The organism is Lentibacter sp., assembly GCF_965657785.1.
In the GTDB taxonomy this organism is placed as follows: Bacteria; Pseudomonadota; Alphaproteobacteria; order Rhodobacterales; family Rhodobacteraceae; genus Lentibacter.
Window position 1 is genome coordinate 63,360 of the sequence record NZ_CBFHPP010000011.1, and the last position, 19,905, is coordinate 83,264.

Consider the following 19,905-nt stretch of genomic DNA (forward strand, 5'->3'; position numbering starts at 1 on the left):
CCATGCTGACAGCCATCGTTGATTATGACAGCGGCAATCTGCACTCCGCCCACAAGGCTTTCGAGCGCATGGCCCATGAGACAGATGCGGGCGATGTAATCGTGACCTCTGATCCGGAAACTGTGCTCAAGGCTGACAGGGTCGTGCTCCCCGGAGACGGTGCCTTTCCAGCCTGTCGCACAGCGTTATTTGACCACAAAGGCATCTATGAGGCCATTGAAGAGCTCGTTATCCGCCGCGCACGACCCTTCATGGGCATTTGTATCGGAATGCAGATGCTCGCGACCCGTGGGCTTGAATATGAAGAGACGGCAGGCTTTGACTGGATCAAAGGCAGCGTCCGCAAAATCACCCCATCAAACGCTGATCTGCGGGTGCCTCACATGGGCTGGAACACCCTCGAAATCGAGCAGTCCCACCCCCTCTTTGACGGCATAAGTCACGGAAAACATTGCTATTTTGTGCATTCCTATCATTTTGACGTCGACGCCCCGACAGAGCGCCTCGCAAGCACAGATCATGGCGGAAAAATAACCGCCGTCGTGGGCCGTGATACCCTCGTTGGTGTGCAGTTCCACCCTGAGAAAAGTCAGGAGACAGGCCTTAGAATGATTGCAAATTTCCTGAAATGGCGGCCCTGATCGCAGCCCCCATCAGTTGACTTTGCTCCACTGCTGGCTGGCACAAAACAGCCCGCCTGCCACACAGCCTTTCAAGGTCAGCTTTGTGCCGTTGACCTGCATTTTGCCAATGTAAATCTTGTCATTAGAGGGCCGCCAGACTTCGCCCTCATAGGCGCCGCCGCCCGTAGGGCTCATCTCGCGCACAATTTGTTTTCCCATGTTGGGCGAGGCATATTCCCCCTCCTCATTGAACGACTGCACAATCGTGCCACAGACATTCGCCCCGCACGGGCTGATTTGCACATGAGCATAGGCCCCGTCGTCCACTTCCGTCTTCCAAAGCCCCAGCGCAGGATCTGCCATAGACGCGCCCGCCACAAGCACGCCCGCAACAGCCCATAAAATAACTTTTCTCATGATAAGACCTCCCAATCCTGCTCTATCTTGAGCGCCCGAAGCGATTCCAAGCAAGCATGACTTGAGGTCACATTGCATTTCGCGCGCACCCGTGCATAAAGCCCAGAAGACTTTATCACAGGACAAAAACATGATCCTCTATCCCGCGATCGACCTCAAAGATGGCCGCGCCGTGCGCCTTGTTCATGGCGAAATGGAGCGCGAAACCGTGTTCAACGAAAACCCTGCGGCACAGGCTCTGGAGTTCGTTGCTGCAGGATGCGAATGGTTGCATCTTGTTGATCTCAATGGCGCTTTTGCGGGCGAGCCGGTCAACGCCGCGCCCGTTGAGGAGATCCTCGCGCAAACAAATGTCCCCGCCCAGCTTGGTGGCGGCATTCGCGACATGGCCACAATAGAGCGCTGGATCAGCCGGGGTCTTGCCCGCGTGATCCTTGGCACCGTGGCCGTCGAAAACCCTCAGCTTGTGCGCGATGCCGCCCGCGAATTTCCGGGCAAAGTCGCCGTTGGAATTGATGCGCGCAAGGGCATGGTCGCAACCAAAGGCTGGGCGGAAGAGACAAATGTGAACGCCACCGACCTTGCCAAATCGTTCGAAGACGCAGGCGTGGCCGCGATCATCTACACCGACATCAACCGCGACGGCGCCATGAAAGGCCCCAATGTGGAAGAGACAGCCGCCCTTGGCCGCGCCGTCAGCATTCCCGTGATCGCCTCGGGCGGCGTCAGCTCGCTGGCCGACCTTGAAGCGCTCAAAACCTGCGGCGCGGCTCTCAATGGCGCCATTTCAGGCCGCGCGCTCTATGATGGCGCGATTGACCTCAAAGAAGCCCTCGCGCTTCTGAAAGCTTAACCCATGCTCAAAACCCGCATCATCCCCTGCCTCGATGTCGCCGACGGGCGCGTTGTCAAAGGCGTGAACTTTGTTGGCCTGCGCGACGCAGGCGACCCCGTTGATGCCGCCAAAGCCTATGACGCGGCGGGCGCTGACGAGCTTTGCTTTCTTGATATTCACGCAACCCATGAAAATCGCGGGACAATGTTTGATATGGTCACCCGCACAGCCGAGCAGTGCTATATCCCGCTCACCGTCGGCGGTGGCGTGCGGACAGTCCAAGACGTGCGCGACCTGCTTCTGGCTGGCGCAGACAAGGTCAGCTTCAACTCCGCAGCCGTGGCAAATCCCGATGTGGTCGGCGAGGCCTCGGCGCATTTTGGTTCACAATGTATCGTCGTAGCAATTGACGCCAAAACAGTCAGCCCCGGCAAATGGGAAATTTTTACCCACGGCGGCCGCAAGCCCACAGGGATTGATGCGGTCGAATTTGCGAAACTGGTCGCAAAAAATGGTGCTGGCGAAATTTTGCTAACCTCGATGGACCGCGACGGAACCAAAGCAGGCTATAACATCCCCCTCACCCGTGCCATCGCCGACGCTGTGACTGTGCCGGTGATCGCCTCAGGCGGCGTGGGCACGTTGGAGCATCTTGTCGAAGGCGTCACAGAGGGCCACGCAAGCGCCGTCTTGGCTGCGTCAATCTTCCACTTCGGCACATATTCCATCTCTGAGGCCAAAGCCTATATGCAAGCCGCAGGCATCCCCATGAGGATCGAAGAATGACACTTGAAGAGCTTGAAGCCCTCATTTCCACCCGCGCAACAGCCTCTCCTGAAGACAGCTGGACAGCCAAACTCCTCTCCCAAGGCCGCGACAAAGTGGCGGAAAAAATGGGAGAAGAAGCCATCGAGACGGTGATTGAAGCGGTCAAAGGCAACAGAGCAGGCCTCACCTGCGAAGCAGCCGATCTCCTTTTTCACCTCTTGGTGGTCCTTCATGCCAATGAGGTGAAACTCTCCGAGGTTATGGCCGAACTTGAGCGCCGTCAGTCCCGCTCAGGCCTCGCCGAAAAAGCCGCGCGCCAGCCTTAAACCCTTTTTCTTTCTAAAAATATCCCGGGGGTCTGGGGGCAGCGCCCCCAGCCCGTCGTCGCGCCAATGGCGCGGCGAAACAGTCTCAGAGTTTGGAGCTGATCACACCTGTATTAAACCCGCCACGGCGCAGCTCTCCAAAGAGACGTTGATATTCAATCTTCGGACACCGGTCCATCACAACATCCACCCCGCGCGCCCGCGCCATTGCGGCAGCCTCCTCATTCACAACACCAATCTGCATCCAGATCGTGCGCAAATTGGGCAAGCGCTCCAAAGCCTCGACCACAATCGGCAAGACCTCCTCAGAGCGGCGGAAAATATCCAGAAAATCAGTCTCGGGAGGCAGTTCGGCAAGGCTGCCAATATAGGGCTCCCCCAAAAACTCTGTTCCGACATAAGCGGGATTCACAGGAATAATTTTGTAATCGCGCAGCTTTAAATAGCGCCCAACAAAAAAACTTGGCCGGGTGTCTTTGCTCGACAAACCGACAATTCCGATGTGCTTGGCGCGCTTCAAGACGTCTTTCAAAAAACGATCTGTATAGGTTTCACTCATTCCGATCTCCTTTACAGCCTAAGGATCAAAAAAAAGCGCCCAAGTCGAGCTTGAGCGCAGTTGCGGAACGAGGGACAGTGTTAACAGAGCAGGTGTTCCACCCTGCTCTGTGATGAGATGTAGGAATGATTTCCAACATAATAAGAGGCTGTAAACTACCTGTGAACATCGCGCGAGATCAGGCCGTTTTTTGCCGAGTGGCCGCATAAAGCGAAACCGCCGCAGCGTTTGAAACATTCAAAGAGCCAAAGTCACCCGCAAAGTCGATCTTCGCGAGAACATCACATTGCTCTTTGGTTTTGTCCCGGAGCCCTGGCCCCTCAGCGCCCAAGACAAGCGCAACGGGGCGGTCGTGATAGCCCTCCAACTCGGCCTCTAGAGTTGTATCTGCCTCGCCGTCCAGACCGATCAGAAAATACCCGTAGCCTTTCAGCTCTTCCATCGCACGCGACAGATTTGTGACACGCAAATAAGGCTGACGCTCCAGTGCGCCACTGGCTGTTTTGGCCAAAGCCCCGGTTTCTGGTGCGGCATGGCGCTTTGTTCCGATCACGGCCCGCGCACCGAATACTTCAGCCGAGCGCAGAATAGCCCCGACATTATGCGGATCAGACACCCGATCCAGCAACAAGACACGCGCAGGCCGCTCATCGCCCCCGCTGACGCACGCATCGGCCACCGAGCCCCAGTCGAGCGCTTTCACCTCAAGCGCAGCGCCTTGGTGCACAGACTGGGGGTCCAAAGGTGCCGCAAACTTGCGCGGATCAGAAACCTCAGGCTCCATCCCGCTTTGAGCAATCACATCGGCAAGCTTGGTTTGCGCATTCAGTGTTACGATCAGGCGCAGTTTCTCGCGCTTGGGGTTGGCAAGAGCATCGCGCACGGCGTGCAGGCCAAACAGCCAAACCGTTTCGGCGGCCTCCAGCTTTTTGCCACGTTCTTTTTCCACAACCCACTTCGGCTTTTTCATCGCAAGACCCTGTTTTCATGCTGAGAGACATTTTCTCTCCTCTGCGCCGCTTATCATGCCAATTTGCTGTTGACGACCCTTAGCGAGGCAAGTAATCCCCTCCCTCAGTGGGCGACAGGCCGCAAGGTGTGGCAGGGGACTGTAACTCCCTCGCGGAGACGCACGCCTGGTTCGATTCCAGGGTCGCCCACCACTGATTTTCCATAGATGACGCTTAGAAACCTGCCTGCTGAGGCGCTGTGCAGGTTTATTGTTTCTAATTCTTGCAAGCCCCTTGGAAGCAGGCCCTTATTGTCTCTATACTGGCATCATATAACGAGTGCTGAGTGGAGCCTATGGCTGCAAAATCAAAGAGTATCGACGATTTCAATGTTTTTGTGATTGGACAGGCGGGGCGTCTACAATACGAGGCGCTGCTGTTCGCAGCGTCGTTGCGACAGTTCAGCCCTAATTTCAAAGGCCGCCTGATTGTTGCAGAGCCTCAGGGTGGCCCCTTGTGGCCCCGCGATCCGCGGATGGATGATGCTCTTGTTCTTGAAGCGCTCACTGACCTCGATGTCGAAATTATTCCCTTTGAAAGCAAGGTCTTCGGAAGCGCATATGCCTATGGCAACAAAATTGAGGCCCTGAGCGCCCTTCCCAAAGGCGAACCTTTTGTCTTTTTTGACACCGATACGCTCATCACTGGCGATCTTACGGCGGTGCCGTTTGATTTTGAAAAGCCCTCCGCCTCGCTGAAGCGCGAAGGAACATGGCCGACTCTGGAGCTTTACGGGCCAGGATATGGCCAGATATGGAAGTCGCTTTATGACAAATTCGGGCTGGATTACGCCAGTTCGCTCGATCTGAGCCAGCCCGATGAATATTGGCGGCGCTATCTTTATTTTAACGCAGGTTATTTTTTCTATAAATGCCCGCAGGTCTTTGGCGAAAAATTTCTCGAGTATGCCGTAAAAATCCGCGATGAGCCGCCTCGCGAGCTGGTCTGTCAAACGATGGATCCATGGCTTGATCAGGTCGCTCTGCCCCTTGTCATCCATGCTTTGGGCGGTGGGCGCAACAGCCTGCCAGACGGCTATCTGGACGGCGCGACCAGCTGTCATTATCGTTTACTTCCAATGCTTTACGCCAGAGAGGCGGATAGTGTTGTAAGCGCTCTTGAGCAAGTCTGCGCGCCCAACAAGATCAAAAAAGCGCTGAAAGCCTACGATCCGATCAAGCGGATGGTTTATCAGGGCCGCGGAGAGAAAGTGCGCGCACTCTTTGATCAGGCTGATCTTCCTCGCAAGGAGCAGGCGATCCGCAACCGTATCAAGCGCGAAGGCTTCTGGATGCGCTGAGACAGAACAATGTTCCGAGTTTCCAGCGATAGGCCACAGAGCATTCCGCCTTGGCAGCAAGTTTTACGCTCTTGTCCCTCTTAGGCGGCTCCCCGTTGTGAAGGCGCGTTTCTTTGCCTAACATTTGCCCAAACACACAGTTGGGAGGCCCAGATGGCTTACGGATTCGACACTCTTCAAATTCACGCAGGCGCAGCGCCAGACCCCGCCACAGGCGCGCGCCAAACGCCGATCTATCAGACCACGGCCTATGTCTTTCGGGACGCAGACCACGCCGCTGCGCTCTTCAACCTTCAGGAAGTCGGTTATATCTACTCCCGTCTGACCAATCCAACCGTTGCCGTTCTCGCCGAGCGCATCGCCACTCTTGAAGGCGGTCAAGGCGCGGTTTGCTGCTCCTCAGGCCATGCGGCCCAAATTATGGCGCTCTTCCCGCTGATGGCCCCTGGGCGCAATGTTGTGGCCTCCTCGCGGCTCTATGGGGGCACGATTACGCAGTTTAGCCAAACGATCAAACGTTTTGGGTGGTCAGCCACCTTTGTAGACTTTGATGATCTAGATGCTGTTAAAGCAGCGATCGATGAAAATACACGGGCTGTTTTCTGCGAATCAATCGCCAACCCAGGCGGCTATATCACCGACCTTGACGCGATTTCGGCGATCTCGGATGCGGCGGGCGTTCCGCTTATTGTCGATAACACCTCGGCCACGCCTTACCTTTGCAATCCGATCGAGCATGGCGCAACATTGGTTGTGCATTCGACCACAAAGTATCTGACAGGCAATGGCACAGTCACAGGCGGCTGCGTTGTGGACAGCGGCAAGTTTGACTGGTCAGCCTCTGACAAATTCCCATCGCTCTCCGAGCCCGAGCCTGCCTATCATGGCCTCAAGTTTCATGAGACGTTTGGTGCGCTCGCCTATACCTTCCACGGGATTGCCATCGGGCTGCGCGATCTAGGCATGACCATGAACCCGCAGGCCGCGCATTACACGCTGATGGGCATCGAAACCCTGAGCCTGCGCATGGAGCGTCATGTGCAAAACGCCGAACAGATTGCTGGCTGGCTTGAGGGCCATGACGCTGTGGATTACGTGACCTATGCGGGGCTTAAGTCCTCTCCTTACAACAATCGCGTTGCCAGCATTTGCCCCAAAGGGGCTGGCGGCTTGTTCACCATTGCGCTGAAAGGTGGCTATGAGGCGTGCCTCAAGTTTGTCGACAGTCTCGAAATCTTTAGCCATGTGGCCAATCTAGGCGACACCCGCAGCCTTGTGATCCACTCGGCTTCGACAACCCACCGCCAGCTCACCCCAGAACAGCAGGAAGCGGCGGGCGCTGGTCCAAGTGTTGTTCGGATTTCAATCGGGATTGAGGATGTGGAAGACCTGATCGCCGATCTGGATCAGGCGCTGGCCAAAGCGAGCGCATAAGCGCGCTTTACGGCCCAAAACTTACCGGATGCCGCTTTGAAATGCTCTTGGCGGCATCTGGTCTATGTTCTTCAGCGAAGTATTGATATAATAGCAGCTTAAGAGTGTTGTGACCGGCTCCAAGGCGGCTGTATGAAACCAAATTTTACGTTAACCCTATCTTTTGAAGGCATCGGCCTTCTTCACCGTTCTCAAACGGGCTGGGCCCGTGTTGGCGACGTGCCGCTTGATCTGCCTGATCTGACGGGCGCTTTGGCTTTACTTAAGGAAACAGCCGCCCAAATCACACCAAAGGCGCTGAGCGTCAAGATTGCTTTGCCGCCTGAGCAAATCAAATATCTGCGTGTGACCCGACCTGAGGGCGCAGCAGACAAGCAAGAGAGCGCTGTGCAGGCCGCGCTTGACGGGGCCACGCCTTACACTTTGGACGAGCTTGCCTATTGCTGGGCCGAAACAGAGCAGGCGCTTGTGATTGCCGCTGTGGCAAAAGAAACGCTGAAGGAAGCCGAAGCCTTTGCCCGCGACAACGGGTTTCAGCCGCTCTATTTTACGGCCCGTCCTGATGCGGCTGATTATGTCGGGGAGCCTTTTTTTGGCGTCTGTTCTGGCGTTGAGGGGACGGTTGAGCGCGACCATGAGGTCGGAGCGATCATTGGCAACGCAGAGATACCGCCCGCGCCAGACGCCGCGCCAAAACCGGCCGTGACCGAACCAGAAGACGGCGCAGAGCCTGAAGCATCTGACGTGCCCGACGCGGCGGAACCCACCTTTTCATCGCGGCGCGACAGCGCCAGCTCCGCCGCCACCGCTGCTGCGCCCGCCTTGACGGGCGTTACACGCCATGGCGCCAATGGTATTTCACCTGCTCCAGACGGCACAGACCAGAGAGCAGACAACCACACGGCCGCTGCGCCCAAACCGACAGTGAGCGCCCCTCCCCAGCATGCGGGGTTTGGACGCGCTAACCCACAGAAAACAGTGCAAAAACAAAAGACAGCTGGAAAGCCAAGATTTCTTGGCTTGATCCTCACGGCGATCTTGCTGGTGTTTTTGCTCGGGGTCGCGGCTTGGGCGTCTATCTTTGTGGGCGAAGGGCTATCGCGGCTGTTTGGCCCGGCCCCCGAGCGTTATGTCGAGGCTCCTTCTGATCTGGATGAAACCGAGATTGAGGGCGATGAGGCGATGGTACCTGCGCCCCCCTTGGATTTGGCGAGCCTTGATAGAGGCGAGAATAATCTGAGCACGAGCCTTGGCCGCGCCGCGCCGCGCGTCATCCGCGAAATCACGTTGCAAGAAGCGCAAGAAAACTACGCAGTTACAGGGGTTTGGGTGCTTGCGCCCAAAGCGCCTGTCGCCTCGCCATGGCATGATCTGGATGATCTTTATGTGGCCTCTATCGACCCTGCGATTGAGGCTCAGGACGCGGTGGCGCTGCCTGTTCTGGAGCGTGTCGGGGACGATCAAAACCCGGGTCGGCAGGCGGACCCTGCGGCTTGGGGGCAGAGCTTTGAGCTGGATGAGAGAGGGCTTGTGAAGGCCACACCCGAGGGCGCGATTTCGCCTGATGGTCATCGGGTTTTTGCGGGCAAACCCCCTTATTTTCCTAGGGAATTGCCAGAACGGGTCGAGCAGGTAGAGGTCACGACAGGCGGGTTGGCAGAGGTGCGGCCAAGGGCGCGGCCTTCGGGGCTGGCCGAGGCCAATGAACGGGCCACATTGGGCGGGCGCAGCCGCAGCGAGCTGGCCGCGATTCGGCCCCAGATGCGCCCACCGTCAGCCCGTGAAATCGCCGCCACAGAGCCGACACGATCCACAGGCTCCGCATTGGGCGCGGCGATTGAAGAGGCGGTGGCACAGGCCGTTCCGCCCACTGCGGGGGCCGTGGTCATCCGACTGCCAGAGACGCCAGACCGCGATCTGGACCCCAACGCAACGCTGCAGGCTGTGGCCCGCTCGATCAAGCCCAAGGATCGCCCGAAAAACTTCGAGCGCATCATCCAGCGCGCAGAGCGGACACAGGAAAATAACGCGCAAAAAGAAGAGGTTACGCAAGTCGCCGCTGTCGCCCCGCGGACCGTGGCCCCCAGCATTCCGTCGCGCTCTTCCGTCGCAAAACAAGCCACAGTGCGCAACGCAATCAACCTCAAACGGGTCAATCTGATCGGGGTTTATGGCAAGCCCTCAAGCCGCAGCGCTTTGGTGCGCCTCTCGAGCGGGCGCTATCAGAAAGTGAAGGTCGGAGACCGAATTGACGGGGGCCGTGTTTCGGCCATTGGCGAGAGCGAACTCATCTATCAAAAGAACGGTCGCGGCGTGACTTTGAAGATGCCGAGAGGCTGATCTTAAGATCCGGTTAAGGCTGCGGTTTGGCCTGTTTACGTTTTGTCGGCGGTCCAAAAGCAGGGGGGGTGAAAAGCGTGCACAAAGTGTGCACCACCCGTGCACCGCCTGAAATGCCTTTTTTGTTAACAGAAAATTATATAACATTGCGCGCGCAGGCTTTACCAAGCCTTCACACATCCCGTCTATCACGACACAAGCAAAGGCCACCTCATGAGCGCACTGGCTGCCTATGGCGGGCTTTTTCTATCGGCCTTTGTCGCGGCGACGCTTTTGCCTGCGCAGTCAGAGCTTGTGCTCGCAGCGCTTCTGGCCTCGCAAGAGTGGTCGGCGGTCTGGCTTCTCTTTGTGGTGAGCCTTGGCAATGTGCTTGGCGCGCTGGTGAACTACGCTCTGGGGCGCGGAGCCAATGCACTCAGAGACAAGCGCTGGTTTCCTCTCTCGGGGGCCGCATTGGCACGGGCCGAGGGCTGGTATCGCCGTTACGGGCGCTACTCGCTGTTGGTGAGTTGGGCGCCCATCGTGGGCGACCCGCTGACCTTGGCGGCAGGCGCGATGCGCGAAAACATCTGGGTGTTTCTGGGGCTGGTCACACTGGCAAAGACGGGGCGCTATCTGGGTGTTGCTGCCGTTGTCTGGGGCTGGCTTTAGGCACAAATCTACCAGATTTTACGCAAGCGCCCTGCGGTGGCACGCGAAATTATCGCATTGTTGAGAATTAAATCGTAAATTAACTGCATGAAAGATCCGATTGATTCTAAACTCATTATTGCCTTGCAAGAAAACGCCCAAGCCACAGCCCAAGAGCTGGGCGAGCGGCTTGGCCTCTCTCCCAGTCAGGCGGCCAGACGCCGCCAGAGGCTTGAGGCCAGCGGCGTCATTCTGGGCTATCGCGCCCAGCTTGATGCGGGGGCGCTTGGCCTCGGGGTGCAGGCCTTTGTGCAGGTGCAACTCCTCAACCACGACCCTGCCCTCTCCAAGAGCTTTAACAAGCTGATCGGCGCTCAACCCGAGATTATTTCGGCTTGGGCCATGACGGGCGATGCGGATTTGTTGCTGCGCATATATTGCAAAGATCTGGCCTCGCTAAACACGCTCATTCATGACATTCTGCTCGCGCATGGGGCGGTGAGCCGTGTGCACAGCCAAATCGTGATGACCCAAATCAAACAAGACGCACCGTTGCCAGCATAATGCATTCGCTTTTACTCCTCCCGACGATTTATCTTCTGGCCGCTTTGATTGCGGTGCCGCTGGCCTCGCGATTGGGGCTTGGCTCTGTGCTGGGCTATCTGAGCGCAGGAATTATCATTGGCCTGATGCCCGGACTTGGGCAGGAAACCCGCGATTTGCAGCATTTTGCCGAATTTGGCGTTGTGATGATGCTGTTTATTATCGGACTTGAGCTGACGCCTGGCGCGCTTTGGGCGATGCGCCACAGGCTGATCGGGCTGGGCGGGGTGCAAGTTGTGCTCACCTGTCTGGCCTTTTTTGTGGCGGGGTCGCTGCTTGGGCTGGCTTGGCAGACGAGCCTTGCTGTCGGGCTTGTCTTGTCGCTGAGTTCGACGGCGATTGTGCTTCAGACCCTGACGGAAAAGGGCCTTGTGCGAACCTCGGGCGGGCGATCTGTTTTTGCGGTTTTGTTGACGCAGGATATTGCCGTGATCCCGTTTTTGGCGCTTATTCCGCTGTTGGGGGTTGCGGCCACGACCAGCATTGGCGCTGACGGGGCGATTGTGCTGAAAGCGGATGACGCGCTGCACCATGCTTCGCTGTTTCAAAACCTGCCGGCTTGGGGCGTCACTCTGGCCACTCTGGCCACCATTGCGGCGGTGATTGCGGCGGGGGTTTTTCTCACGAAGCCGCTGTTTCGCTATATTCATGCCACGCGGCTCAGGGAGATGTTTACGGCGCTGGCGCTGCTGATTGTGATTGGCAACGCCTATATCATGACGTTGCTCGGCCTGTCGCCTGCTTTGGGCGCGTTTCTGGCGGGGGTTGTTCTGGCGAACAGCGAGTTTCGCCATGAGCTTGAGAGCGATATCGAGCCGTTCAAGGGCCTATTGCTTGGCCTCTTTTTTATCACCGTGGGCGCGTCGATCAACTTTGCCGCCTTGATGGCGGAGCCTGCCTTGATGGTCGGGCTGGCCTGCGGGCTGATCTTGCTCAAGGGGGGGGTGCTGTTTGTGCTTGGCTTCGGCTTTGGCCTCAGGCGGCGCGAGCTTTGGCTCTTTACGCTGGCCTTGGCACAGGCGGGGGAATTTGGCTTTGTCTTGATCTCGTTTGCGGGACAACAGGGCGTCTTTAGCGACGCTTTGGGCAACCGTCTTTTGCTGATTATCACGCTGTCGATGCTGATGACGCCAATGCTGTTTCTGGCCTATGACTTTTTGCACAAGCGCTTTGAGGGCGCAAAGCCGGCGAGCGAGCCTGACGAGATCGACCATGAGGGGCCAGTGATCATTGCGGGTGTGGGGCGCTTTGGGCAGATTGTGAACCGTCTGGTGGAGAGCAGCGGGTTTAAGACTGTGGTTTTGGACAACAATCTCAAGCGTATCCAGCTAATGCGCAGCTTTGGCTACCGCGCGTTTCTGGGCGATCCGACGCGGCCTGAGCTTTTGCGCGCGGCGGGGCTGCGCGATGCGCGGGTCTTGGTGATTTCGCTGGATGACACCGAGGCTGCCTTGCGGCTTGTGCGCCATGCGCGCAAGGAGCGGCCCGACATTCATATTATCGCGCGGGCGCGCGACCGCAGCCATGTGTTTGCGCTCTATGAGGCGGGGGCCAATGACATTGTGCGCGAGCTGTTTGACAGCTCGTTGCGGGCGGGGCGCTATGTGCTTGAGAACGTCGGGATGACAGAATACGAGGCCGCCGAGGCGGAGCAGGCGTTTTATGCGCATGACCGCATGGCGCTCAAGGAGCTGGCGCAGCTTTGGAAGCCTGATCAGGACATGGCGAGCAATGCAGAGTATCGCAAGCGCGTGCGCGAGCTTGAAAAAGAGCTGGAACTGAGCTTGCAGGCTTTGGCGGAGAAGAAAGACAGCGCTTAGGCGGCGGTGAGGGCCGCAAGCGCAGACAGCTTGGGCCGCGGCAGGATGTCAAAGGCCTGCAACGTGAGCTTGCGGGCGCGGTGGCCTGCCCAGTCTTCGCCGAGCAGAATTTCGTGCACCTCGGGCTGGCGCAAGACGATCCGCCGCCAATAGTGCAGCACCAGAAAGCGCAGCGCGGCGCGTGCCTCCTCGGTCAGGCTCTCTGAGGCGAGCGCGGGGGCAAGGCCCTCAAGGGCTGCGACATAGCCCGCGAATTCGGCCAGCGCGGCGTCAGTCACAAGCGCGGCGCGCATCCATTCGGGCACATCCGCCGCCGCCAAAGCGAGCGGTGCGCCTGTGGCCGGCGCGGGGGAGACGAGGATATTGGCTCCGATTAGCGCAGTTTTGGCGCGGCCCGAAGCGGCGGCGTCTTCCAGAAGCTCGATCTGCCACTCCGCCCCCTGCCCGCTTTGAACGCCACGGTAGATCCGCGCGTAGGCTTTGCGCGTCAGCGCCTCGCCTGTCTCAGACAGGTGATAGGCGGAGCGGCGGCCCGTTTTGACGGCCTCAAGCCAGCCGTCTTTGCGCAGGCGGTGGAGCGCGACACGCAGCGCCTCGGGCTTTACGCCAAAGGGCGCTGTCAAAGCGGCCAAGAGCTGACTGTCGATCTGGTCTTCTTTGGCGGGGGCGATATCGCCAAAAATTGTCACGATGAGCGACCATGTCTTGAGCGGCCCTTGCGCTTGCAGGGCCGTGAAGGTCGTTTCAAAGAGAGGAGATGCGCCCGTGGTCATGGGCGCATCTTAGCGAGAGAGGATCGGGCGTTAAAGAGCGTTCATTGTGAGAAGCTCATAGGTTGCGCAAAGCTCGTCGTCCTGATTGGTGAGCGATACGTGCCAGCGCACTTCGCCGTATTCTTCGTTGCGCGTGGTTTTGCGCTTGACCGTCAGCGCGACTTTGATGGCGTCACCCGCCACCACGGGCTTCATGAAGCGCAAGCTATCAAGGCCCGTGTTGGCCAGAACGGGGCCTTCGGCAGGCTCCACAAACAGTCCCGCCGCAAAGCTCAGGAGCAAATAGCCATGCGCCACACGACCGGGGAAGAAGGGGTTTCGCGCCGCCGCGGCCTCATCCATATGGGCGTAAAACGTATCACCCGTGAAATGGGCAAAATGCTCGATATCCTCAAGCGTGATGGTGCGGCTTGCGGTGTGCAGCGTTTCGCCAAGCACAAGCTCTGAAAAGCGGCGCGTGAACGGGTGTGCGGGGCCAGTGATCTGATCGGCGCCCGGAACCCACTTCTGGCCGATGCTCGTGAGCATATCGGGGCTGCCCTGAATGGCAGTGCGCTGCATATAATGCATGACACCGCGAATACCGCCCATCTCTTCGCCGCCGCCTGCGCGGCCCGGGCCGCCATGAACCATATGGGGCAAAGGCGAGCCATGGCCTGTGGACTCGCGCATGGAGTGGCGGTTGTTGATATAGATGCGCCCGTTCCACGGCGCGGCCTCGGCGACGAAGGCGCTTGCGATGGCGGGGTCCGCTGTAATCAGCGAGGTGACAAGGCTGCCCTCGCCTTTGGCGACGAGTTCGGCCGCGTGGGCCAGATCGCGGTAGCCCATCACGGTGCTGACGGGGCCGAAGGCCTCTGTTGCGTGGACCTCAATGGCCGTGTCGGGGCTGTCGCAGTGCAAGAGCACGGGCGAGACAAAGGCCCCCGTGGCGGGCACGCGGGCCTCGTCGCGCCAGACGATCTTGCTTTCGGTGGCGAGCTTGTCGACCATGGCGAGCACATCACGCTTCTGGCCCATGCTGACGAGCGCGCCCATCTTGTTGGCCTCGTCTCGCGGATCGCCGATTGTGATTTTGTCGAGCTTGGCGCTGATGGCTTTTTTGACAGCTTCAACTTGGCTGTCAGGGACCATGATCCGGCGGATGGCGGTGCATTTCTGGCCTGCCTTGGCGGTCATTTCACGGGTGACTTCCTTGATGAAGAGGTCAAACTCTTCCGTGCCCTCTGCGGCGTCAGGACCAAGCACCGAGGCGTTGAGGCTGTCTTGCTCGGCGATGAAACGTGTGGAGTTTTGCGCAATCGCAGGATGGCTGCGCAGCGTGAGGGCCGTGGCGGCAGAGCCTGTGAAACTGACCACATCTTGAGGGCCGAGGCCGTCAAAGAGATCGCCCACACCACCCGAAATAAGCTGAAGCGCGCCTTCGGGGAGAAGCCCGCTCTCAAGCATGATTTTGACGGCGAGTTCCGTGACATAGGCGGTGGAACTGGCGGGCTTCACAATGGCGGGGACGCCTGCGAGAAGGGTTGGCGCGAGCTTTTCGAGCATCCCCCAGACGGGGAAGTTGAAGGCGTTGATATGAACGCCCACCCCGCGCAGAGGCGTGCAGATGTGCTGGCCAATGAAGCTGCCATGGCGCGAAAGCTGCTCCAGATCACCATCAACATAGACCTGCGCTTCAGGCAGCTCGCGGCGGCCCTTGGAGGCGAAAACAAACATCGTGCCAATGCCGCCGTCGATGTCGATCAGGTGATCTTTTTGCGTGGCGCCTGTGTGAAAGGAGAGGTCATAGAGCGCTTCTTTGTGCTCACCGAGCGCCATGGCCAGCGCCTTGATCATCTTGGCGCGCTCGTGAAAGTTCATGGCGCGCAGGGCGGGGCCGCCGACGTCGCGGGCGTGGCGAAGCATGGCGCGCGTCTCAAGGCTGCCGTTGCCGATCCGCGCGAAGGGCGCGCCTGTGATGGCGCAGTCTACGGTGCGCGCGGCGGCGTCTGGCTGGACCCACTGCCCCATCGCGAAGCTTGCAATCTCTTTCATGGCGCTCTCCTTTTTGGCTTTGGATAATTTATTGACCAACCGTTCGGTTTATGCAAGCTTTGTCTTGTAAGCTTGAGGGAGAGAGCAATGTCAGAGACAATTTTGGTGACGCGTCACGACACATGGCACGAGATTATGCTCAACCGCCCTGACAAGCTGAACTCCTTTAACGAAGAGATGCATCTCGCTCTGCGCGCGGCTCTGGAAGCGGCACGAGACGAGGGCGCGCGGGCGGTTTTGCTCACAGGTGCTGGACGCGGCTTTTGCGCGGGGCAGGATCTGGGCGACCGTGACCCCTCCAAAATGGACGGCCCGCCCGACTTGGGCGAGACGGTGCGCAAGTTTTATGGCCCCTTGGTCAATTTGATACGGTCCCTGCCCTTTCCTGTGGTCTGCGCTGTCAATGGCGTCGCGGCAGGCGCGGGCGCGAACCTTGCATTGGCCTGTGACATGGTTCTGGCCTCGGACAAGGCGAAATTTATCCAGTCTTTCAGCAAGGTCGGGCTTATTCCTGACACGGGCGGCAGCTTTCATTTGCCGCGCTTGCTGGGCGAGGCGCGCGCCAAGGGGCTGGCCTTTACCGCCGAGCCGATGAGTGCTGCGCAGGCCGAAGACTGGGGGCTGATCTGGAAATCTGTTGAAGATGGTCAGCTCATGTATGAGGCGCGGGCCTTGGCGGAAAAGCTTGCGAACGGGCCGACGCTGGGCCTTGGGCTGACGAAAGCCGCCATTCAGGCTTCGGCTGTGAACACGCTAGAGGAGCAGCTTGAGCTTGAGGCTGGATATATGAAAACCTGTGGTGAGAGTGCCGACTATGCCGAGGGCGTGAGCGCGTTTCTTGGCAAGCGCGCGCCTGAATTTAAGGGGACATGAACATGACACCGAAAGAACGCGCCGAACGCTCCGCTGCCGCCATGTGGGCGGGCGACAGGGCGTCTGAGTGGATCGGAATGGAGCTTGTGAGCGTCGATGAGGGCGCGGCTGTCCTTGAGATGAGCGTGCAGGCGCATCACACCAACGGCCACGGAACCTGCCACGGCGGGGTGAGCTTCATGCTGGCGGACAGCGCCTTTGCCTTTGCCTGCAATTCGCGCAACCAGAACACCGTCGGGCAGCACACCTTCATGAGCTATCTCGCCCCCGGATTTGAGGGCGACCGCCTGCGCGCGGAAGCAAAAGAAGTCAGCCTCACGGGGCGCAGCGGGATTTATGATGTGGTTGTGAGCAACCAAAACGGCGAGGTTCTGGCAGAGTTTCGCGGCATTTCGCGCGCCATTGCGGGCACACATTTTGACGAAGGCGGGGAGGCCTGAGACATGAAAGACCTGACACCAAAGAAGAGCGACCTTGACCCCATAGAGATTGCCTCGCGCGACGAGATTATGGCGCTGCAACTGGCGCGGATGAAGACCACGCTCAAACACGCTTACGACAATGTGGCCATGTATAAGGCGCGCTTTGACGCGGCGGGGGTGCATCCTGACGATCTGCACGCGCTGTCGGACCTCGCAAAGTTTCCCTTCACCTATAAAGACGATCTGCGCGCCAATTATCCCTTTGGCCTTTCGGCTGTGCCGCGAGAAGAGCTGGTGCGCATTCATGCCTCTTCGGGCACAACGGGCAAGCCGACTGTCGTGGTTTACACCCAAAACGACATTGATGTCTGGGCCGAAGTTGTCGCCCGCTCCTTGCGCGCCTCTGGCCTCAAGCGTGGCGACACGGTGCACAACGCTTACGGCTATGGTCTCTTCACAGGCGGGCTTGGCGCGCATTACGGGATCGAGCGGCTTGGCGCCACTGTCGTTCCCATGGGTGGCGGGCAGACCGAAAAGCAGGTTGGCCTGATCACGGATTTCAAACCCCAAGGGATCATGGTGACGCCGTCTTATATGCTCAACATCCTTGAGGGCTTTCACAAAGCGGGGATTGATCCGCGCTCCAGCAGCCTTGATGTCGGCGTCTTTGGCGCAGAGCCTTGGACCAACGCGATGCGCCTTGAGGTGGAAGAGGCCTTTGATATGCACGCTGTTGATATTTACGGGCTTTCCGAGATCATCGGGCCAGGTGTGGCGAACGAATGTGTCGAAAGCAAAGACGGGCTGCACATCTGGGAGGATCACTTCTACCCCGAGGTGATCGACCCCGTCACAGGCGAAGTGCTGCCCGATGGTGCGGAGGGCGAGCTTGTCTTCACCACCCTCACCAAGACAGGGATGCCGATGATCCGTTATCGCACCCGCGACCTGACACGCCTTCTGGCGGGCACGGCGCGCTCGATGCGGCGGATGCAGAAGATCACGGGGCGCTCGGATGATATGATCATCCTGCGCGGCGTCAATGTCTTTCCCACCCAGATCGAAGAGCAGGTCATGGCAACAGGCGGGCTTGCGCCCTACTTCCAGATCGAGCTTTACAAATCAGGCCGGATGGATGCGATGCGGGTCTTTGTCGAGGCTGCAACGGACGCGGCAGACAATCTGTCCCGCACAGCGGCGCAGCGGATGTTGACCAAACATATCAAGGACATGGTCGGAGTTTCAACAGAAGTGGTGGTCGGCGACCCGGGCTCTGTGGCGCGCTCCCAAGGCAAGGCCGTGCGCGTCATCGACAACCGCGACAAGGGCTAGGCGCATGGCCAGAACGCAAGCCAAAGATCACGGCGAAAAGCGCGACGCCATCCTTGAGGCGGCAGCGCGTGTCTTCGCCAGCGAGGGGTTTGACCGCGCCAGCATGGCAGCGCTGGCCCAAGAGGCGGGCATCTCCAAGGCCAATATCTACCACTATTACAACAGCAAGGATGCGCTCCTCTTTGACCTGCTGGACAGTCACCTCAAAGATCTGCGCGACAGGCTCCGCGCCACCCCCCTCACAGGCCTCACCCCGCCCGAACAACTGCGCGCGCTCTGCACCGAAGTGCTTCTGGCCTATCAAGGGGCCGACAACGCCCACCGCGTTCAAAGCGCAGGCATGGATCACCTCCCCCCCGAGCAGCGCCAAATTCTCGTGGAATATCAGCGCGATATGGTGAAACAACTCTCACAGATCATCGCCGAAAACGCACCTGAAGTCTTTGCCAAAGCGCCCGCCAAGCTGCGCAGCGTGACCATGTCCCTCTTCGGGATGCTGAACTGGTATTATATGTGGAACGCAGGCGCCGATGCGCAGGCACGCCGCATCTACGCCGCAGAGGTGGCCGCCCTCACACTCGGCGGCCTCAAAGCCCTGTAAAGCGTCTTTTTCTTTCCAGAAATATCCTCAGGGGGTGAATGCCGAAGGCAGAGGGGGCGCGAGCGCCCCCTTCTTGGGCGATTTGGCGCAGCCAAAGCGCAACCCCTTTGCCCCAAAGACTATTGGTCGTAATCGACCTTCACAACCGCACTCACAGGGAAGCTCTGACAGGACAGAATATAGCCCTTCTCGACTTCATAATCCTCCAGCGCATGATTGGCGCGCATATCCACTTCGCCTTCGATCACCCGGCAGCGACAGGTCGAGCAGACGCCCGCTTTGCAAGCATAAGGCGCATCCAGATTGCCCGCGCGGGCGAGGTCAAGAATGCTGCTCTCAGGGCCCGCGTCCATCGTCTGGGTCGCGCCGTCAAGGGTTACCGATAGTTTGATCTGGGCGGCGGCCCCTGCGGCGCGGGAGGCGGCGGGCTTGGCAAGCCGGCCCTGTTGGGCGGAGGCGAAGAGCTCGAATTTGATCTGGTCCTCGCCCAGCCCGTGGTCTTTCAGCGCTTTGGCGATACCTAGCATCATTGGCTCGGGACCACAGATAAAGGCGGTGTCCACGCTTGCAATATCAATCCAGCTTTTGAACAGCTCGGCGCATTTCTCTTCACTCACAAGGCCCGAAAACAGCTCGATATCCTGCGCGTCCTGCTCAAGAATATGGATGACATTGAAACGGCCCATGTAGAGGTTTTTCAAATCCTCCAACTCCTCGCGGAACATGATCGTGGACACGCCTTTGTTGGCATAGACCAGCGTGAAGTCGGCCTTTGGCTCGGTCTCTAATGTGGTTTTGATCAGCGACAAGACAGGTGTGATCCCCGACCCGCCTGCAAAAGCGAGGTAGGTTTTCTCTGCAGCCGCATCCAGCGGCGTGAAGAAGCGGCCCATCGGCGGCATGGCTTCTATGCGGGTGCCGACGGTCAATTCCTCGTTGGCCCATGTCGAGAAGGCCCCGCCATCAACCCGTTTGATCCCGACTTGCAGGATGCCCTCGCCCTTGCCTGCGCAGATCGAGTAGCTGCGGCGGATTTCCTCGCCGTCGAAATCGCGGCGGAAGGTGAGATACTGGCCTTGGGTGAAGTCAAACTCGGACGCCGCACCATTGACGGGCTTGAGCGTCACAACGACCGCGTCGCGGATGGTTTTGTGCAGGTCTGTGACTTCGAGGTCATGAAAGCGGGCCATGGACTGTGCTCC

20 protein-coding genes and 1 tRNA gene are annotated in these 19,905 nt (G+C 58.8%); 15 read left to right on the forward strand and 6 right to left on the reverse strand.

Annotation, left to right across the window (positions count from 1 at the left end):
- Positions 1-2 precede the first annotated feature (2 nt).
- Entirely contained in the window at positions 3-641 is a 639-nt protein-coding gene (gene hisH / locus ACTF58_RS08325) for an imidazole glycerol phosphate synthase subunit HisH (RefSeq protein WP_438991510.1), read from the forward strand.
- Between the two features lie 12 nt (positions 642-653).
- Here the strand turns inward: hisH and ACTF58_RS08330 are convergent, their stop codons facing one another.
- Positions 654-1,040 (reverse strand): DUF2147 domain-containing protein, encoded by a 387-nt coding sequence (locus ACTF58_RS08330; protein WP_438991511.1) that lies wholly within the window; start codon positions 1,038-1,040, stop codon positions 654-656.
- Between the two features lie 130 nt (positions 1,041-1,170).
- Here ACTF58_RS08330 and hisA point away from each other — a divergent pair, with 130 nt between their 5' ends.
- The 3 genes from hisA to ACTF58_RS08345 are packed head-to-tail and all read left to right on the forward strand — an operon-like array spanning position 1,171 to position 2,969.
- Entirely contained in the window at positions 1,171-1,893 is a 723-nt protein-coding gene (gene hisA / locus ACTF58_RS08335; RefSeq protein ID WP_438991512.1) for a 1-(5-phosphoribosyl)-5-[(5-phosphoribosylamino)methylideneamino]imidazole-4-carboxamide isomerase, read from the forward strand.
- A gap of 3 nt (positions 1,894-1,896) precedes the next feature.
- Positions 1,897-2,661: an imidazole glycerol phosphate synthase subunit HisF gene (hisF, locus tag ACTF58_RS08340; RefSeq protein ID WP_438991513.1), complete on the forward strand. Its 765-nt coding sequence runs from the start codon at positions 1,897-1,899 to the stop codon at positions 2,659-2,661.
- Positions 2,658-2,969: a phosphoribosyl-ATP diphosphatase gene (locus ACTF58_RS08345; protein WP_438991514.1), complete on the forward strand. Its 312-nt coding sequence runs from the start codon at positions 2,658-2,660 to the stop codon at positions 2,967-2,969. Before hisF ends, ACTF58_RS08345 begins: the two co-directional genes overlap by 4 nt.
- 85 nt (positions 2,970-3,054) lie before the next feature.
- Here the strand turns inward: ACTF58_RS08345 and ACTF58_RS08350 are convergent, their stop codons facing one another.
- Both ACTF58_RS08350 and rlmB read right to left on the reverse strand, forming a co-directional pair.
- Positions 3,055-3,528 (reverse strand): CoA-binding protein, encoded by a 474-nt coding sequence (locus tag ACTF58_RS08350; protein ID WP_438991515.1) that lies wholly within the window; start codon positions 3,526-3,528, stop codon positions 3,055-3,057.
- A gap of 178 nt (positions 3,529-3,706) precedes the next feature.
- Complete coding sequence (gene rlmB, locus ACTF58_RS08355; protein ID WP_438991516.1) at positions 3,707-4,498, reverse strand: 23S rRNA (guanosine(2251)-2'-O)-methyltransferase RlmB; 792 nt, start codon at positions 4,496-4,498, stop codon at positions 3,707-3,709.
- 109 nt (positions 4,499-4,607) lie between these two features.
- Here rlmB and ACTF58_RS08360 point away from each other — a divergent pair.
- The 7 genes from ACTF58_RS08360 to ACTF58_RS08390 all read left to right on the forward strand — a co-directional run bounded on the left by ACTF58_RS08360 (position 4,608) and on the right by ACTF58_RS08390 (position 12,665).
- A tRNA-Tyr gene (locus ACTF58_RS08360) sits at positions 4,608-4,691 on the forward strand.
- Positions 4,692-4,833: 142 nt separating this feature from the next.
- Positions 4,834-5,838: a hypothetical protein gene (locus tag ACTF58_RS08365; protein ID WP_438991517.1), complete on the forward strand. Its 1,005-nt coding sequence runs from the start codon at positions 4,834-4,836 to the stop codon at positions 5,836-5,838.
- 153 nt (positions 5,839-5,991) lie between these two features.
- Positions 5,992-7,272, forward strand: coding sequence for an O-acetylhomoserine aminocarboxypropyltransferase/cysteine synthase family protein (locus tag ACTF58_RS08370; protein ID WP_438991518.1), 1,281 nt, complete (start codon positions 5,992-5,994; stop codon positions 7,270-7,272).
- Positions 7,273-7,404: 132 nt separating this feature from the next.
- Positions 7,405-9,612 (forward strand): hypothetical protein, encoded by a 2,208-nt coding sequence (locus tag ACTF58_RS08375; RefSeq protein ID WP_438991519.1) that lies wholly within the window; start codon positions 7,405-7,407, stop codon positions 9,610-9,612.
- A 213-nt stretch (positions 9,613-9,825) separates the two neighbouring features.
- Complete coding sequence (locus tag ACTF58_RS08380) at positions 9,826-10,263, forward strand: YqaA family protein (protein WP_438991520.1); 438 nt, start codon at positions 9,826-9,828, stop codon at positions 10,261-10,263.
- 87 nt (positions 10,264-10,350) lie between these two features.
- The gene (locus ACTF58_RS08385; RefSeq protein ID WP_438991521.1) at positions 10,351-10,806 is read left to right on the forward strand and encodes an Lrp/AsnC family transcriptional regulator; all 456 of its coding nucleotides are present in this window, start codon (positions 10,351-10,353) and stop codon (positions 10,804-10,806) included.
- Positions 10,806-12,665: a monovalent cation:proton antiporter-2 (CPA2) family protein gene (locus ACTF58_RS08390; protein ID WP_438991522.1), complete on the forward strand. Its 1,860-nt coding sequence runs from the start codon at positions 10,806-10,808 to the stop codon at positions 12,663-12,665. Before ACTF58_RS08385 ends, ACTF58_RS08390 begins: the two co-directional genes overlap by 1 nt.
- Here the strand turns inward: ACTF58_RS08390 and ACTF58_RS08395 are convergent.
- Both ACTF58_RS08395 and paaZ read right to left on the reverse strand, forming a co-directional pair.
- Positions 12,662-13,438 carry a PaaX family transcriptional regulator C-terminal domain-containing protein gene (locus ACTF58_RS08395; RefSeq protein WP_438991523.1) on the reverse strand — a complete coding sequence of 259 codons (777 nt, stop codon included), beginning with the start codon at positions 13,436-13,438 and terminating at the stop codon, positions 12,662-12,664. The genes ACTF58_RS08390 and ACTF58_RS08395 overlap by 4 nt on opposite strands.
- Positions 13,439-13,468: 30 nt before the next feature.
- Entirely contained in the window at positions 13,469-15,475 is a 2,007-nt protein-coding gene (gene paaZ, locus ACTF58_RS08400) for a phenylacetic acid degradation bifunctional protein PaaZ (protein ID WP_438991524.1), read from the reverse strand.
- 87 nt (positions 15,476-15,562) lie between these two features.
- Here paaZ and paaG point away from each other — a divergent pair, with 87 nt between their 5' ends.
- From paaG to ACTF58_RS08420, 4 genes are read left to right on the forward strand one after another with little or no spacing between them, the layout of a single operon-like run.
- The gene (paaG, locus tag ACTF58_RS08405) at positions 15,563-16,348 is read left to right on the forward strand and encodes a 2-(1,2-epoxy-1,2-dihydrophenyl)acetyl-CoA isomerase PaaG (protein WP_438991525.1); all 786 of its coding nucleotides are present in this window, start codon (positions 15,563-15,565) and stop codon (positions 16,346-16,348) included.
- 2 nt (positions 16,349-16,350) lie between these two features.
- Positions 16,351-16,788 (forward strand): hydroxyphenylacetyl-CoA thioesterase PaaI, encoded by a 438-nt coding sequence (paaI, locus tag ACTF58_RS08410; RefSeq protein ID WP_438991526.1) that lies wholly within the window; start codon positions 16,351-16,353, stop codon positions 16,786-16,788.
- A gap of 3 nt (positions 16,789-16,791) precedes the next feature.
- Positions 16,792-18,102 (forward strand): phenylacetate--CoA ligase PaaK, encoded by a 1,311-nt coding sequence (gene paaK, locus ACTF58_RS08415; protein ID WP_438991527.1) that lies wholly within the window; start codon positions 16,792-16,794, stop codon positions 18,100-18,102.
- Between the two features lie 4 nt (positions 18,103-18,106).
- Positions 18,107-18,703 carry a TetR/AcrR family transcriptional regulator gene (locus tag ACTF58_RS08420; RefSeq protein ID WP_438991528.1) on the forward strand — a complete coding sequence of 199 codons (597 nt, stop codon included), beginning with the start codon at positions 18,107-18,109 and terminating at the stop codon, positions 18,701-18,703.
- A 119-nt stretch (positions 18,704-18,822) separates the two neighbouring features.
- Here ACTF58_RS08420 and ACTF58_RS08425 read toward each other — a convergent pair whose 3' ends face one another.
- Positions 18,823-19,893, reverse strand: a complete 1,071-nt coding sequence (locus ACTF58_RS08425) for a 2Fe-2S iron-sulfur cluster-binding protein (protein ID WP_438991529.1) — start codon at positions 19,891-19,893, stop codon at positions 18,823-18,825.
- Between the last annotated feature and the right edge of the window lie 12 nt (positions 19,894-19,905).